14 protein-coding genes and 2 pseudogenes are annotated in these 14,516 nt (G+C 71.7%); 6 read left to right on the plus strand and 10 right to left on the minus strand.

All coding sequences use genetic code 11. The annotated features are described in order from the left end of the window. Window positions 1-50 precede the first annotated feature (50 nt). The gene (locus ACH4KB_RS09245) at window positions 51-476 is read left to right on the plus strand and encodes a hypothetical protein (RefSeq protein ID WP_398065186.1); all 426 of its coding nucleotides are present in this window, start codon (window positions 51-53) and stop codon (window positions 474-476) included. Window positions 477-506: 30 nt separating this feature from the next. Here ACH4KB_RS09245 and ACH4KB_RS09250 read toward each other — a convergent pair. The 4 genes and pseudogenes from ACH4KB_RS09250 to ACH4KB_RS09265 form a co-directional block, all read right to left on the minus strand. Beyond that, window positions 507-1,064, minus strand: a pseudogene (locus ACH4KB_RS09250) (HNH endonuclease family protein); the annotation flags it as partial. Between the two features lie 2 nt (window positions 1,065-1,066). Continuing rightward, the gene (locus ACH4KB_RS09255; protein WP_398065619.1) at window positions 1,067-1,846 is read right to left on the minus strand and encodes a hypothetical protein; all 780 of its coding nucleotides are present in this window, start codon (window positions 1,844-1,846) and stop codon (window positions 1,067-1,069) included. A 204-nt stretch (window positions 1,847-2,050) separates the two neighbouring features. Continuing rightward, on the minus strand, window positions 2,051-2,329 hold the full coding sequence (locus ACH4KB_RS09260; RefSeq protein WP_398065188.1) for a type II toxin-antitoxin system RelE/ParE family toxin: 279 nt from the start codon (window positions 2,327-2,329) through the stop codon (window positions 2,051-2,053). A 3-nt stretch (window positions 2,330-2,332) separates the two neighbouring features. Then, window positions 2,333-2,617 carry a type II toxin-antitoxin system Phd/YefM family antitoxin gene (locus ACH4KB_RS09265; RefSeq protein ID WP_398065189.1) on the minus strand — a complete coding sequence of 95 codons (285 nt, stop codon included), beginning with the start codon at window positions 2,615-2,617 and terminating at the stop codon, window positions 2,333-2,335. Window positions 2,618-2,813: 196 nt separating this feature from the next. On the opposite strand from ACH4KB_RS09265, the gene ACH4KB_RS09270 reads away from it, so the two are divergent. Continuing rightward, complete coding sequence (locus tag ACH4KB_RS09270; RefSeq protein ID WP_398065191.1) at window positions 2,814-3,989, plus strand: hypothetical protein; 1,176 nt, start codon at window positions 2,814-2,816, stop codon at window positions 3,987-3,989. Window positions 3,990-4,001: 12 nt separating this feature from the next. On the opposite strand, the gene ACH4KB_RS09275 is transcribed toward ACH4KB_RS09270, so the two are convergent. Continuing rightward, on the minus strand, window positions 4,002-4,787 hold the full coding sequence (locus ACH4KB_RS09275) for an SAM-dependent methyltransferase (RefSeq protein ID WP_398065193.1): 786 nt from the start codon (window positions 4,785-4,787) through the stop codon (window positions 4,002-4,004). Window positions 4,788-4,845: 58 nt separating this feature from the next. Next, complete coding sequence (locus ACH4KB_RS09280) at window positions 4,846-5,484, minus strand: hypothetical protein (RefSeq protein WP_398065195.1); 639 nt, start codon at window positions 5,482-5,484, stop codon at window positions 4,846-4,848. Window positions 5,485-5,937: 453 nt separating this feature from the next. Here ACH4KB_RS09280 and ACH4KB_RS09285 point away from each other — a divergent pair, with 453 nt between their 5' ends. Beyond that, window positions 5,938-6,840, plus strand: coding sequence for a lysostaphin resistance A-like protein (locus ACH4KB_RS09285; protein ID WP_398065620.1), 903 nt, complete (start codon window positions 5,938-5,940; stop codon window positions 6,838-6,840). Between the two features lie 154 nt (window positions 6,841-6,994). Here ACH4KB_RS09285 and ACH4KB_RS09290 read toward each other — a convergent pair. Further along, window positions 6,995-7,186: pseudogene (locus ACH4KB_RS09290) on the minus strand (ABC transporter permease); the annotation flags it as partial. 90 nt (window positions 7,187-7,276) lie between these two features. Next, the gene (locus ACH4KB_RS09295) at window positions 7,277-7,876 is read right to left on the minus strand and encodes a TetR/AcrR family transcriptional regulator (RefSeq protein ID WP_398065197.1); all 600 of its coding nucleotides are present in this window, start codon (window positions 7,874-7,876) and stop codon (window positions 7,277-7,279) included. Between the two features lie 249 nt (window positions 7,877-8,125). Between ACH4KB_RS09295 and ACH4KB_RS09300 the strand changes: the two genes are divergently transcribed. Continuing rightward, window positions 8,126-10,423: a glycoside hydrolase family 3 N-terminal domain-containing protein gene (locus ACH4KB_RS09300; RefSeq protein WP_398065621.1), complete on the plus strand. Its 2,298-nt coding sequence runs from the start codon at window positions 8,126-8,128 to the stop codon at window positions 10,421-10,423. Between the two features lie 112 nt (window positions 10,424-10,535). On the opposite strand, the gene ACH4KB_RS09305 is transcribed toward ACH4KB_RS09300, so the two are convergent. Continuing rightward, complete coding sequence (locus tag ACH4KB_RS09305) at window positions 10,536-11,417, minus strand: hypothetical protein (RefSeq protein ID WP_398065199.1); 882 nt, start codon at window positions 11,415-11,417, stop codon at window positions 10,536-10,538. A gap of 369 nt (window positions 11,418-11,786) precedes the next feature. On the opposite strand from ACH4KB_RS09305, the gene ACH4KB_RS09310 reads away from it, so the two are divergent. Continuing rightward, on the plus strand, window positions 11,787-12,440 hold the full coding sequence (locus ACH4KB_RS09310; RefSeq protein WP_398065200.1) for a TetR/AcrR family transcriptional regulator: 654 nt from the start codon (window positions 11,787-11,789) through the stop codon (window positions 12,438-12,440). A 119-nt stretch (window positions 12,441-12,559) separates the two neighbouring features. On the opposite strand, the gene ACH4KB_RS09315 is transcribed toward ACH4KB_RS09310, so the two are convergent. Beyond that, entirely contained in the window at window positions 12,560-13,330 is a 771-nt protein-coding gene (locus ACH4KB_RS09315; RefSeq protein WP_398065202.1) for a GDSL-type esterase/lipase family protein, read from the minus strand. On the opposite strand from ACH4KB_RS09315, the gene ACH4KB_RS09320 reads away from it, so the two are divergent. Then, window positions 13,329-14,369 carry a WD40 repeat domain-containing protein gene (locus ACH4KB_RS09320; RefSeq protein ID WP_398065204.1) on the plus strand — a complete coding sequence of 347 codons (1,041 nt, stop codon included), beginning with the start codon at window positions 13,329-13,331 and terminating at the stop codon, window positions 14,367-14,369. The genes ACH4KB_RS09315 and ACH4KB_RS09320 overlap by 2 nt on opposite strands. Window positions 14,370-14,516: the final 147 nt, after the last annotated feature.

Consider the following 14,516-nt stretch of genomic DNA (forward strand, 5'->3'; position numbering starts at 1 on the left):
GCTTGCCTGTGACTCTGGTCACGGTACGTGTTCGGGGCAAAGCTGAGCGCATGGAACTGAAGAATTCACCGGATCCGGTGCCCTCCTGGATCCCCGCCGCCGGCCACGCCCTCCGGCACGTCGGCATTCACTTCGACGCCGTCCGCGCCATCGGGCTGCTCGGTGAGGAAATCGCGTACGAGGTCATGCAGTTCACCGACTTCCACGCCGGGCCCATCGTCCGCTCCGGTATCGGCGAGCGCAGCATGTACTTCCTGCTCGCGCCCGGCACCGCCGCCGGGCACCGGTGGCCTCCCGGGGTGGAGGCGATGAGCCGGAACGCGCGCGGGGCCGCGTTCGTCGGGGTTCCGGCGCTGGACGGGGGTACCTGGCCGCTGGACTGGCGGTCGCGGCCCACCGCCCAGGACCCCTTCGTGGACGGTGGGTTGCTGCATGAGATGGCCTGGCTGCGGGCGGGGTGCGCCGTGAGGGAGTGAGGCTGGGCCGGCTTGTCGTTCTCGGGTCGGTCAGACGGCCGGTGTGTAGCGGACGATGGCGTCCTCGCAGGGCCCCTCCGCGTACACCTTCAGCGCCTCCAGCTCACGGTCGTCCGCGGTGAGTTGCCAGCGGAGCTTGGTCGCCACCCATTCCCCCGCATACCGGCACTGGACCTCCGGGGACGGCGGCATCCAGTCCGCCGGGTCCTTGTCCGCCTTCTGGCGGTTGGTGCGCGCCGTCACCGCGGCCAGGGAGACGTCCGCCCCCTGGTCGTTCGCGTAGGCCTCCCGCTGCTCCGCCGTCCAGGCGGAGGCGCCGGAATCCCAGGCCTCGGCGAGCGCGACGAGGTGGGCGACGTCCAGGGACCCGGCGTCGGTGACCTCCTGGCCGTCGAAGTAGGACGTCCACCTGCCGCCGGTCAGCTTGCAGCCGGACCCCACGGTCGGTGCGACGACCGCTTCGGCGAGGAGGACCTCGGCCCGGGTGTCGCACCCGTCCGTGGTGTCCTCGCCCGCGTTCCAGTGGCGGAAGGACGAAGTGGTGTAGCCGGTGCGGTTCTCCTCGGTCACCGCCAGCAGACCGACCGCGCCTACCGGATGGCGACCCGGTCCCCGGAAGACGAACTCGCGCCGGCCGTCGTGTTGCCGTAGTACGTCCACCGCCACGTCCCCGCCCCGGTGGCCTTCACCGTGGTCTTCAGCGACCCCGTCTTGCTCGACGTCGCCTTCTTCACCGTCTTGTACGAGGAGGAGCCGGCCGCCTTGAACTGAAGGCTCACCGAGCGGCCCCCGTACCCCTGGTACGTGTGCGTGTCCCAGTTCGCCCGGCTGACCTTTCCGGTCACGGTGATCGTCTTCCCCTTCACGACCGGCTCCGGCGAGGCGTTGACCGTGACACGGGTGGCCCGCTTCACCTGCAACGGGAGCTTCTCGTCGTCGATGTCCTCGGCACCCTTGGGGAGGTACAGCTGCGCGGCGGTCTTCCAGGTGCCGGCGTCCTCGTTCCCGAAGTCGTAGTGGCGCGGGTCGATGGTCAGCCACTCCTCGAAGTCGCAGATCCCTTTCGCCTTGTTCACGGCCACGCAGTCGTTGACGAGGATGGAATTCCACAGCGTCTCGCTGGAGCCGAGCTTGCCCCGGTAGGGGAACACCGACGGGTGGGACTTGTGCTTGAGCTTGGTCGTCATCCGGAAGGTCACATACAGCTCGACCTCCTTCTTGACCCCGATCACGATCGGCTTCCCGCCGTTCACCGTGACCCGGCTGAAGGCGACTCCGCCCTCCGCCGCCCCGGCCGGCACGGCCGCCACTCCGGTGAACACGGCTGCGGCCGCACCGGCCACCACCGCTCTCCGCGTCGCTCGCTTCATGATCTTCACGTCGAACCCGTCCTCTCCCCAGCCGCCCGGGGCCGCGCGCGCAGACGCGCCTGCCCGAGGTTTTCCTCGCGGCTGACCAGGAGACCAGGGAGGGGGGTGCGCGGTTGTGCGCGGGGCGGCAACGATTTGATCACCCCGGCCCGGCCCTGCTCCGGCTCGGTGCCGGGCGAGGGGGCGTGGGGCCGAACGGCTGGCTCAGAGGGATCGGGAGATCTCGCGCCGATGGGCGACGGCGAGCACCCAGACGATGAGCCGACCGTCCTCCACGGTGTAGACGGCCCGGTAGTCACCTACGCGGAGACGCCATCGTGCCTCGTGGCCCTGGAGCGGCTTGACGTCGAACGCGGCGAGGTCTCCCGTATCCAGGGCCTTCTGGAGGTCGGCCAGGCGGGCGAGGATACGTCGGGCTTCCGGCAGGGGAATCTTGAGGAGGTCACGTTGTGCGTGGGCTGTGAATCGTGTGACGTGGCCCATGGGTCAGTTGGCCGACCGTAGGAGTGCGGCCATCTCTTCCAGGGATACCGATTCGTCGGTTCCCTCGGTCTCGGTCTCGGCCTCGTCCGCGAGTCGGTTGAGCCATTCGTCCTCGTACCGCTCGGCGGTCTCGCGCAGGCGTCGGTATTCGTCGATGTCCACGATGACCGCTTCACTCTTGCCTCGGCGGGTGATGATCGTTGGCGTCTCATCACGGCGGGCGCGGTCGATGACGTCCGCGAGATGCTTGCGTACCTCTGCCATGGACTCGGTCACGGGCTCGCTCATGCGAGAAAAGTAGCAGATGTACATCTCTGGCACGTGATGAAGGCGGAGGGTGCGGAGTGGGTCACTCTCTGCGGTACCGTAATCGTGTCATCACGCTCTGTGCGCTCGGTTTTCGCGGCGCATAGGGCGGCCCCCGGGGGTGTATCAGCACTTACCCGAGGGCCTTCACCACTAGTGGATCAGGAGTCCACCCGCGATGCTTTCGCATGTTATCCCGCCCCCTCGGGGCTATACGAAGGCCCCCAACTGTCTGGTGCGTCATCCGCGTATCGGCAGCGACGCGAAGGTCCTGGTCCTCTACGTCCAGGGGCTGCCCGAAGAGGACCGCGACAAGGCTCTGGGCGAGCACGCCCGCGCTCTCCGTATGACCGGTCGTGCCTACCAGAAGGCCAAGTCCGACCTCGTGACGCACGGGTACGTGCATGAGAAGCGGGAGAGCCTCGCCGGTGGGCGCTGGCGCACCGTACAGGTGTTCAGCAACCAGCCGCTGACGGTTGATCAGGCCGCCCGTCTCCGCGCCGGTGTTCCCGCCGACGGGTACGAGAACGTGGGCGCTTCCGCCGCCCCGGACGTGTGGCCCGCTCCGAGTACGCACTCTCCGACGGTCGGTGAGCCGACCGGTCGGACGGCCGGTGGTCAATTACCCGCAGACGAAGAACAGGGCGAAAACTCTTCCCGCCCACCCACCGAAGCGGTCGTTGCGGCCGAAGGTGAGTCGCAGGAGCAGGAGCAGGAGCAGGAGCAGGAGCGGGGGCAAGGGCAAGGCCCCGACCCGGACCAGGGCCCCGACCCGGACCAGGGCCCGGACCAGGGCCAGGGCCCGGACCAGAGCCAGGACCCGGACCCAGCCCCGGGCCCAGCCCCAGCCCCGGACCCGGCTGAAGTTCTCCTCGCTGAGCGCGTGTTGCTCTCGCTGCGGCACCAGACGCGTGAGCTCTCGCTCGGCGTGCGCGAGGCCCGCAAGCTCGGCCCGCTCGCCGCCGAGTGGCTGCGGCGGGGCGTCAGCGCCGGGGACCTGCGGCTGGCGCTGAGCAGTGCGCTGCCGGAGGGCGGGGTGCGTTCGGCCTTCGGGTTCCTGGCGCACCGGCTCGCGGAGAAGCTGCCCCCGCACCCGGGGGCGACGGCGGAGCCCTCGCCCCCGGCGTCACCACTGCCCCTGCCACCGCCCCTGCTCGCCTGCGACGGGCCCGGCGAGGAGCACATGTTCCGGCCGCACGCGTCGTGGGTCACCACGTGCGGGCCCTGCTACCGCGAGCAGCAACGCGCCTACTGGGCGGCGGCGTTGGCCCGTGCCGAGGCAGACCCCGAGCCTCCCCGGCCGCCCTGGCGGGAGCTCGTCGCCGCCGAGGCCCGGGCGGGTGAGGGGCGTTGACAGGCCTCCCGGTTACGGGACCCTGGCCACGGCCACGTAGATGCCGCTGAACTCCTGGGTGGGCGCGGGCGTGCCGTTGAACCACTCCGGGGCCTGCACCAGGCCGGGGGCGACGATCTCCAGACCCTCGAAGAACCGCGAGAACTCCTCGCGGCTCCGCAGGGCCAGTTGGATGCCGCCCTTCTTGTACTCGTCCTCGCTCTGCTGTCCGACCTCCTCGTTCACGTCGGACGCCCCGTGGGACAGCACGACGTAACTGCCGGGTGCCATGGCGTTCGTGAACGTACGGACGATGCCGATCGGGTCCTCGGCGTCCGGGAGGAAGTGGAGCAGGCCGAGCAGGGACAGGGCTATCGGGCGGTCGAAGTCCAGGGTCGCGCGTGCGGCGTCGAGGATGATCGCAGGCTCGCGGACGTCGGCGTGGACGTAGTCCGTCATGCCCTCCGGGCGGCTGACCAGCAGCGCTTCCGCGTGGCGCAGGACGATGGGGTCGTTGTCGCAGTAGACGACCCGGGCGGAGGGGCGGATCTCCTGGGCCGTCTGGTGCAGGTTCGGCGCGGTGGGGATGCCCGTCCCGATGTCCAGGAACTGCGTCACGCCCTCGCCCGCCAGCCAGGCCGTCGCGCGGTTCATGAAGGAGCGCTGCTGTCGGGCGCCGACCTTCGCCTCGACGGGCAGGAGTTCGGCCACCTGCTGGTCCACCGGGTAGTTGTCCTTTCCGCCGAGCAGCGCGTCGTAGACCCGGGCAGAGTGGGGCTTGCTGGTGTCGATCGGGGGGTGGGGCGTCGCTGCCGTCATGCCGGACTCCTGATACACGCGGTGTGGACCATTCAGTTGACGCAGTCTGCCACAGCAACTACGGAGATCCCGAGGGGCCGTTGAGGGTCTCGTATCGCACTGGCCGACCCGTGAAGGCGTCGAGGACGATGCGCCCGTCGACCGGTCGGTCGAGGTTCACGCTCACGGACGCCACATTCATCTCGCTCGAACAGGGACCGTCCTCGACCCCGGTCACGGAAGCGGACAGGACCACGCTCTTCTCCGTCTCAAGAGCCCGCACGACAGGTCCGTCATCACATGACCCGTGGTTGGCGAGTACGGTCAACGAAGCCCCGGATCGGCCGACTTCCGCGATCCCTCTCAGAGGAGCCAACACACTCACCGACATCTGGCCGGCAGGCTTGATCGGGGATGCAGGCAACTCGGGGGCCGTGACGACCACTTGCTTGAGCGGGGTCTCGTAGCCCTCCACGGTGAACTGCCAGGCCGGGGCGGTCGCCGGGCCCCGGCTTGCCGCGTGCACCATCTCGCCCAGACGCGCGCCGGTGATGACGAGGCTTGAACCCGAATCCCTGGACCCGCCGTGGCTCAGATCCCTGTACGCCTCATCGGCCCCGATCAGCGACAGGTCGAGATGGTCTCCGTTCTGCCATGTCACCTTTCCGTATTTCTGTGACGTGCCGGAGAGATCATCGCGGAGTGTGGAAGCTGGCATTCTCGAAGGATCGCGCGTCGGCTTCGCTGTGAAACCCTTCCTCAGGTGCTTCGACTGTGCCGCCCATGGGGTAGTAGCCCTCGCCCCAGGCCTTTGCCGCTTCGGAACCCTCCCAGGCGTCAGCTACCTGGCGAGCGCGGACCTCTGGAGACACTCGCCGGTTGGCGACGTCGTTCCTCTCGCCTTGTCCTGATGCCTTGCTGTCACTGCAACCAGTCAGTAAGCCTGCACAGGCCGCGGCCAGCGTGTTGCGTCCACGTACCGCGTTGACCCGTCCCGGTGCGGCGACCGAAGATCGCTCGTGTGAACCCCCCTTCTGACACGCCACCGCCCCCGCATCCTCCGTCTCCCTGGGCCCCGCCGCCGTCCTCCGCCGAGCCGCCCCGCCCGACCGGCCCCGCGTGGCAGGGCTGGGACCGGCCCCCGGAGTGGAGCCGCCCGCCGACCGGGCCGGTGCGTGCGCCCTCGGGTTCCCGCTATGACGAGCAGGGGCGCAACGGGCACGGCGGACGGTTCGGCTGGCTGGGCGAGCTGCTGGTCGCCCTCCTGCTGGTCGTGCTGGGCACGGTGGCGGTCGGTGTGGTCGGCGCGATCATCGCGGACATGCTGGACGCGGGGCCCGCCTCGGCGGACAGCGAACTCTTCTTCGAGGACCCGGTCGCCGAACTGGCCGTCTCGCTCGTCGGCATCGCGGTCGGCATACCCATCGTCCTGTGGGTGGCCCGCGGTCTCGGCCGGCGGCCGGCCGGGACCGTGTCCTCCGTCGTCGGGCGCCTGCGCTGGGGCTGGCTCGGACGCTGCGCGGCCGTGGGCTTCCCGCTGATGGCCGTGCAGATCGGGCTGCTGATCGCCTGGACCTGGGACGCGGAACCGCTCACGGAGTCCGGTACGGGCTTCCCGGGCTGGCCCTACTTTCTGCTGAGCCTGGCCGTGGTGCTGGCGCTCGTCCCGTTCCAGGCCGCCGCCGAGGAGTACGTATTCCGGGGCTGGCTGGTCCAGGCGATGGGCCGGGTCGTGCGTTCACCCTGGCCCGCGATCGTGCTGGCGTCCCTCCTGTTCGCCCTGGCCCACGGGTTCGGCGAGCTCTCCGGCTTCCTCCTGCTGCTCTACTCGGCACTGTGGTGGGGCTGGCTGGTGATCCGCACCGGCGGACTCGAAGCGGTGATCGTCCTGCACGTCGCGAACAACGTGCTGGCCTTCGGCCTGGCGGCGGGCTTCGGGGAGCTCGACGACACCAGCACCGCCGCCGACGCACCCTGGCAGGCCCTGGTCCTCGAACTCGTCTTCGCCCCGCTGTACTGCCTGACCATGGCGAAGATCGCCGAGCGCCGGGGCATCGAGCGGGTCAGCCCCTGACCGCCTCCGCCGCCCGGGGCGGGCCGCCTCACGTCGCGTTCAGCGCTCCCGCCCGGGTGGGCCGCCTCAGGTCGCGCTCGGCGCCCCGCCAGGGCGGCCGCCTCACGTCGCGTTCAGCGCCACCGTCGGGTGCAGGCGCGAGGCGCGGATCGCCGGCCACCGCGCCGAGCCCGAGCATCAGGGCCGTCAGCCCCTTGTCGGCGGCGGCGCGGGCGGCCGGCGCGTCCGAGGGGCGCGAGACCCGGACGCCGGCCTCGTTGCCGGGGCCGACCGTGCGGGCCAGCACCGCCCGTACGTCCTCGACCGAGGCGTCCGTGGAGCGCTCGAAGATCGGGGCGGGGTGTCCGGCCGTCGGGCGGGGCCTGCTGCCCGGCCGTGGGGCGGGGCTTCGGCGGGGCCTGCTGCCCGGCCGGGAGGATCGGCAGGTCCAGGTCCGTCAGAGCCGTACGGTCACCTGCGTCTGGACGTGGGCCCGCAGCACGCCCGCCATGTCCGTCGCGCAGTCGCTGATCAGCCACTGGATCTGGAGGCCGTCCATCAGCGCGATGAGCTGCTGCGCGGCGGCCGACGGGTCGACGTCCTCCCGGAGTTCGCCCGCCTCCCGGGCCTGGCGGTAGGCCAGTTCGGTATTGGCGAGCGAGGTGCGGTAGCGGGCCTCGAAGTACGCGTGCGCCGGGTGGTCGGGGGAGGTGGCCTCCGCCGCGACCACCGAGAACAGCTCGACGATCCCGCGCCGCTTCGCGTTCAGCTCCGCGAGGTCGGTCAGCCGGCGCAGATGGTCGACGCCCCGGGTCACACCCAGCGCCAGCCACGCGTCGTCGACGTCGTCGCGATGCTGGAGCACGGCGAGGAGCAGGGCCTCCTTCGTCGGGAAGTGGTGGAGGAGACCCGGGTGGGAGATGCCGCAGCGGGTGGCGATCACCCGGAGCGACGCGCCCCGGTAGCCGGCCTCGCCGAACAGGGCCATCGCCTGGTCGAGGATCTCGGTCCGCTTGGCCCGGCCCTTGGCGTAGCCGCGCGGCGTCCCGGAGGTCACGCGCGATCACCCGCCGAACCGGCCAGGCCCGCTGGGCCTGTGGAACTCCCTGAACCCGTACCTACCGTCATCGGAATCGGACACCTCTCTCGCACTGCCGCTCGGCTTCTCTCGCACTGCCGCTCCGCTCGGCTTCGCTTCGCTCCGGCCCAGATTCTCACAGGAGCGAATCCCGGTTCCCTCAATACTTACCAAGCGGTCGGGATTGAGCGTACGGTACGGCGGAGTGCTTTCGTGAAAGGAACTCCTGTGGGCCTCAAGCCGCCGTACCTCGACCCCGCGCTCCCCGTCGCGGAGCGGGTCGCCGACCTCCTGGGGCGCATGACGCTGCCCGAGAAGGTCGGCCAGATGCTCCAGCTCAACGCCAAGGAGGGCGTGCGGCACCTCGTCGAGGACCTGCACGCGGGTTCGATCCTGCACGCCTCGCCGGAGCGGGTGAGCGAGGCCGCCGTGCTCACCGGGAAGACCCGGCTGCGCATCCCGCTGCTCGTCGCCGAGGACTGCATCCACGGGCACTCCTTCTGGGAGGGGGCCACGATCTACCCGACGCAGCTCGGCATGGCCGCCACCTGGGACCCGGAGCTGGTGGAGCGGATCGCCCGGGCGACGGCGATCGAGGTCGCGGCGACCGGGGTGCACTGGACGTTCTCGCCGGTGCTCTGCATCACCCGGGACCTGCGGTGGGGCCGGGTGAGCGAGACGTTCGGCGAGGACCCGTTCCTGATCGGCGAGCTGGCCTCCGCGATGGTGCGCGGCTACCAGGGCGACGGCCTGGCCGACCCGACCGCGATCCTGGCCTGCGCCAAACACTTCGCCGGGTACTCGGAGACCCAGGGCGGCCGGGACGCCAGCGAGGCCGACATCTCGCGGCGCAAGCTGCGCTCCTGGTTCCTGCCGCCGTTCGAGCGGGTCGCCAAGGAGGGCTGCCGCACGTTCATGCTCGGCTACCAGTCGATGGACGGCGTGCCGATCACCGTGAACAACTGGCTGCTCAACGAGGTGCTGCGCGGCGAGTGGGGCTACACCGGGACCCTGGTCACCGACTGGGACAACGTCGGCCGCATGGTGTGGGAGCAGAAGATCTACGCCGACTACGCGCAGGCGTCGGCGGCGGCGGTCCGCGCCGGCAACGACATGGTGATGACGACGTCGAACTTCTTCGCCGGGGCCCAGGAGGCCGTAGCGCAGGGCGAGTTGGCGGAGGCGGACATCGACGCCGCCGTACGGCGCATCCTGACGCTCAAGTTCGAGCTGGGCCTCTTCGAGGACCCGCGCCACCCCGACGCGGCCCGGCAGGCCGAGGTCATCGGCAGCGGGGCGCACGCCGAGCTGAACCTGGAGGCGGCCCGCCGCTCGCTGGTGCTGCTGACCAATGACGGCACGCTGCCGTTCGCAGGCGGTCTGACGGCGGACGAGTCGGGCCGGGGCAGGCCCCTCGCCTCCGGCAGCCCCCGTCCCCGTACGGTGGCGGTCATCGGCCCCAACGCCGACGACGCGCAGACCCAGTTGGGCGACTGGGCGGGCTCCTCGGGACAGGCCGACTGGCTGCCGGACGGCCAGCCGCGCGCCATGATCCGTACCGTCCTCGACGGCTTCCGCGACCACGTGCCCGCCGACTGGACGGTCGCGTACGCACCCGGGGCCCGGATCCTCGACGTGGGCCCCGACCCGGAGGGCGCGTTCTTCCCGGACGGCCAGCCCCGCCCGGAGGTGGTCGTCCCGGCGGCCCCCGACGCCCGGCTGATCGCGGAGGCCGTCGCCGCCGCCGAGGCCGCCGACCATGTGGTGGCCGTCGTGGGCGACCGGATCGAGCTGATCGGCGAGGGCAAGTCCACCGCCACGCTCGAACTCGTCGGCGACCAGGTGGCGTTGCTCGACGCCCTGGCGGCGACGGGCAAGCCGCTGGTGGTCGTGGTGATCAGCTCGAAGCCGCTGGTGCTGCCGCCGTCCGCGCTCGGCGCGGCGGCGATCGTGTACGCGGCCAATCCGGGGATGCTCGGCGGCCGGGCGGTCGCGGAGCTGCTGCTCGGCCTGATCGAGCCGACCGGCCGGCTGCCGCTGTCCTTTGCCCGGCACGCGGGCCAGCAGCCGACGTACTACAACCAGGTGCGCGGCCAGCACGGCTCGCGCTACGCGGACCTCACCCAGCGCCCGGCGTTCGCGTTCGGCGAGGGGCTGAGCTACACGACGGTCGAGTACGCGGAGCTGGAGGTGCTGACGTCGGTGGTCGACGTGTCGGAGACCGTACGGGCCCGGATCACGGTGACCAACACGGGGACGCGGCCCGCGCTGGAGACCGTGCAGGTGTACGTGAGCGACACGGTGACCTCGGTGACCTGGGCGGAGAAGGAGCTGAAAACCTACCGTCAGGTGGCGCTGGCCCCCGGGGAATCGCGGGAGGTCCTCTTCGAACTCCCGGCGGCCGACTGCACCCTGGTGGACGCGGAGGGCCTCCGCGTCGTGGAGCCGGGCCGCTTCGAGCTGTTGGTGGGCCCGTCGTCCCGCGACGAGGACCTGCTGCGGGGAGAGTTCACGGTCAAGGGCTGAGCCGGGGGCCGTGGCCGGCGGGGCCGCTTCCGGCTCCGTCGGCTTTCGTCCTCATCCGTCACGAGCCGTCACGAGCCGGGGGGCCCGGCGGGCCCGAAGAGACGCTTGTCCTTCACGGCGACGTCGTCCTGCTCAGCTCGTAACGGTCCACTACGTCCGGATCGGCCGACCGCACGACGACCCGGTGGAGGGTGGGCCGGCCCCCTGTGCCGCCGACGTCCCAGAGAGTCCGGCCGCAGGTGGCCACGTCCACGCCGACTCCCCGGGAGTGGCGGCTCGTTCCCGTGCCGTATCCCCAGGTGCCGTCCCCCACGCAGGTGTCGCCGCGTTCACCGGAGGCGCCGGAGGCGCCGTCGAGGCCGGAGACCGTGGCCCGGCCGTCGGCTGTGAGGGTCAGTCGCCCGCCCCTTCCGTCGGACCAGGTCCCCACCAGTTCGGCGCGGGCGACGGACGGCGGGCGGTACATCGTCAGGACGCCCGTGCCGAACGCGACGCCGCCGAGCACACCGGTGAGGACCACACTGGTCAGCCCCCACAGGAACACCGGGCCGAAGACCCGCTTCCGGCGCGAGCGGCAGACCAGCGCCGGAACGGTGAGCGCGACCGTGGTCAGCAGCCACCCCCCGGCGAAGCCGGCGGGCTCCATGGAGCCGGTCACGGCGGTGGTCACGCCCAGGAGGACGAGGGAGACTGCGGCCGCCACCGCCGGAACCCACCACGTCTCCCGCCCGCCGAACCGGCGCCCCAGCACGTCGCTCAGCGATGCGGTGGGGAGGACGAAGGCCACCGACAGCGCGGCGGCGGCCGTGGCCGCGAACAGCGCGAGGAAGGGCAGCAGCACCACGGACAGCGGCGAGCCGCCGGTCGGGGTCATGGCCCACGACTGCCGCGTCAGGCCGTGGAGGACGGACACGACGAGCGCGAGCACCGCCTCCAGCAGCAGGATCACCGTCGAGAGCAGCAGCGACAGGCCGTACGGACGCTTCTTCTCCACTGTCCAGTCCCCCCTTGCGCACAGCGATGCACGCGGCACGCCCCCAGCGGGGCAGCAGCTACGACCATGGTGTCAGAGCTGTTTGAACGCGTTCAAGGCGGGGCTCGCGGCGCCCCGTCGACCCTCTGGCGGGCTCTGCCGGGCTGTCGCGGGGTGAGTGCCGGACGAAGGCGGGTGAGTGCCGGATGAGTTCGGGGTGCAGCCGGGGCGCACGCGGGGCGCGTAAAGAAGAAGCGTTTCCGCGTGCGGGTATTCCCCCGTATGGGTGTGGCGTGGCCGTCCGGCGGCGGTGGGGCGAGCACAATGGGGCGGCGGTTCGTGCAGAGGCGCGCAGGCCCCTCTCCCGCACCTTGCGCTCAAGGAGGACCGGTGGCGGAGAGCTGGACGGTTCAACGGACCGGGCCCGGGGATGCCGCGCGCACGCAGGCGCGCGAACAACTTCTGGAAGCAGCCAGGGAGTTGTACGGCGTCAACGGATACCGGGCCACCGCCGAGCACGATGTGTGCGCGGCGGCCGGTGTGCCGGTCGAGGTGCTGCGTCAGGAGTACGGCTCGCGGGAGGGACTGCTCATCGCCCTCCACAACCGGGTCACGACGACCGGGCTGCGGGCGGCGGAGAAGGCTCTCCAGATCGATGGCATCGAGAATCGCTCGATCGCGGAGCGGGTCCAACTGCTCTTCGACGCGTACGTGGAGGCCGTCACCAGGGACCCGCGCGAGGCCCGGGTGACGTTCGTCGAGGTGCTGGGTGTGAGCGCCGTGGTGGACGAGCACTGCAAGCTCTGGCGGGCCCTGTGGACGGAGTTCCTGACCGGGGAGGCCGAACGGGCGGTGGAGCGCGGCGAGGCGGAGGACCGGGACCACCGGGTCGACGTGATGGTGATGGTCGGCACGGTCCACGAGCTGATGGCCCACCACACCCGCCGCAGCCGCCGGGCCCGCCCCGGGGAGGTCTCGGGGGAGCTGACCCAGCTGGCGCTGTCGATGCTGGGATCGCGGTCGGCGGGTGAGCCGGCGGGGTGAGCCGGGGGGCGGTCGGAGCCCGGGGCCCCGGCGGTACGCACCGGGGTGCGCGAGCCCGGGTGGTGGCCGAGGCTCCCTCGGCCGACGGGAACGTCAGCGGCGCGTCGGGCGAGGGCTGATCAGGCCGGCAAGGGCAGCGCCGGAACCGGCCGGCCCGCGTACGGGCCGCCCAGTTCCCATGCCTGGTGCATCGCGTCGGCGAAGGCGGCGGCGAGTTTGTGCTCGCCCGTCGGGCCGGGGTGGGTGCCGTCGTAGGTGTCCGCGCGGATGTCGTACGCCGTGGGGCGCGAGGCCAGCAGGAGTGGTGAGGACGGTTCGTCGAGGTCGGCCACGGCCTTGGCGAGGAGCTCGTTGAAGCGGGCGCAGGAGGCGGCGAAGGGGGCGTCCGTCACGGCCCGGATGTTCGGTATCACCGGGAGCAGCACCATGCGCAGGCGTGGGTTGGCCGTGCGGGCCGCCGCGATGAACGCGCGGGCGTTGGCCGCCGTCTGCTCGGCGTCCGTGTAGAACCCGAGGTCTATCAGGCCGAGCGAGACCAGCAGGACATCCGCGTCCGCCGCCCGTACCGCGTCCGCGATCACCGGGGCCATGTGCAGCCAGCCCTCGCCCCAGCCGGACAGGTGCCGGCGGGCGGGGGGCGGGAAGGACGGGTCGGCGTACGCGTGGGAGACGGGGGCGTTCGCCTCGATGTCGAACAGCGTCGTGCGCGGGCCGACGATCTCGTACCGGAGGCCGGGGAACGCCTCGAAGTGCTGCCACAGGCGGTAGCGCCAGGTGAAGTCGCCGGTGGCGCCGATGGTCATGGAATCGCCGACCGGGAGAAAACGCATGGCGTCATCATGGCCGATCACGGCTCCGGCCTGCGACGTGACGATGGACACTTGAGCCATGCGCTCGTATCCGACCGGCCCGGCGGGCCGCGCCGCCGCCACCCTCGCCGCCGCTCTCGCCGTCGCCCTCCCCCTGTTCGCCGGGGCCGGTCCGGCCGTGGCCGACGACGGACGGCCCGACCGTGACTTCACGATCGAGGACCCCCGTATCACCGAGTCCAGCGGCCTCGCCGCCAGCCGCGCGCACCCCGGCGTCTACTGGACGCACAACGACAGCGACGACGGCCCCTACGTCTACGCCGTCGACTCCCGCACCGGGAAGACCCTCGCGACCATCACGATGCGGGGCGTGGGGGAGCCGAGGGACGTCGAGGGCATCTCGATCGGGCCGGACGGCGACCTCTACGTCGGTGACATCGGCGACAACCTCGACGGCACCTGGGACCACGTCTGGGTCTACCGCTTCCCCGAGCCGAAGACCCTGCGCGACGCCACGGTCACGGCCGTGCAGTACGACGTGACGTACGCCGACGGGGCCCGCAACGCCGAGGCGCTGATGGTCCACCCGAAGACCGGCCGCGTCTACATCGCCTCCAAGAACGAGGACGGCGGCGGCCTCTACGAGGGCCCCGCGAAGCTCACCGCCGACTCTCCGAACGTGTTCCGGCGGGTCGGCGAGGTGCCGTGGGTCACGGACGGGGCCTTCTCGCCGGACGGGACCCGGCTGGTGCTGCGCTCCTACTTCAGCGCCCGCGTGTACGCCTTCGAGAACGGCCGCCTCGGTGAGGACCGGTCGGTCGCCGCCCCCTTCCAGCGGCAGGCCGAGTCGGTGACGTACACGGCGGACGGCTCGGCCCTGATGTTCGGCTCGGAGGGGGCCCGGAGCGAGGTCGTCCGCGTGGAGACGGAGGGCGGGCCGGGGAGCGGGTCCGGCGAAGGGGCCGGGTCCGGCGAGGGTTCAGGGGCCCCCTCGAAGGGCGGCGACCCGGGGAGCGCCGGCGACGCGGATGAGGGCGGCGGCAACGCTGCGCTCGGGGCCGCCGTCCTCGTCGGGGCCGCGGCCCTCTGGTTGGCGCTGAAGCGGCGGCGGCGCGGATAGGCGCACGGGGGGCAGGACAGGGCCCGTCCGCCACCGGAGGGCTCGCGCGCCGCAGCCGCCGTCGGAGGGTTCGCGCGCCGCAGCCGCCGTTGGAGGGCTCGCCTGCCGCAGCCGCCGTCGGAGGGTTCGCCCGCCTCGACCGCCGTC

It is taken from the genome of Streptomyces sp. NPDC017520 (genome assembly GCF_044329855.1).
In the GTDB taxonomy this organism is placed as follows: domain Bacteria; phylum Actinomycetota; class Actinomycetes; order Streptomycetales; family Streptomycetaceae; genus Streptomyces.

Bases quoted from the DNA above. Each gene is read 5' to 3' on its own strand.
- ACH4KB_RS09315 (WP_398065202.1), bottom strand. From the start codon at position 13,330: ATGGCTCAAGTGTCCATCGTCACGTCGCAGGCCGGAGCCGTGATCGGC.
- ACH4KB_RS09260 (WP_398065188.1), bottom strand. From the start codon at position 2,329: ATGGGCCACGTCACACGATTCACAGCCCACGCACAACGTGACCTCCTC.
- ACH4KB_RS09255 (WP_398065619.1), bottom strand. From the start codon at position 1,846: ATGAAGCGAGCGACGCGGAGAGCGGTGGTGGCCGGTGCGGCCGCAGCC.
- ACH4KB_RS09245 (WP_398065186.1), top strand. From the start codon at position 51: ATGGAACTGAAGAATTCACCGGATCCGGTGCCCTCCTGGATCCCCGCC.
- ACH4KB_RS09270 (WP_398065191.1), top strand. From the start codon at position 2,814: ATGCTTTCGCATGTTATCCCGCCCCCTCGGGGCTATACGAAGGCCCCC.
- ACH4KB_RS09265 (WP_398065189.1), bottom strand. From the start codon at position 2,617: ATGAGCGAGCCCGTGACCGAGTCCATGGCAGAGGTACGCAAGCATCTC.
- ACH4KB_RS09275 (WP_398065193.1), bottom strand. From the start codon at position 4,787: ATGACGGCAGCGACGCCCCACCCCCCGATCGACACCAGCAAGCCCCAC.
- ACH4KB_RS09280 (WP_398065195.1), bottom strand. From the start codon at position 5,484: ATGCCAGCTTCCACACTCCGCGATGATCTCTCCGGCACGTCACAGAAA.
- ACH4KB_RS09320 (WP_398065204.1), top strand. From the start codon at position 13,329: ATGCGCTCGTATCCGACCGGCCCGGCGGGCCGCGCCGCCGCCACCCTC.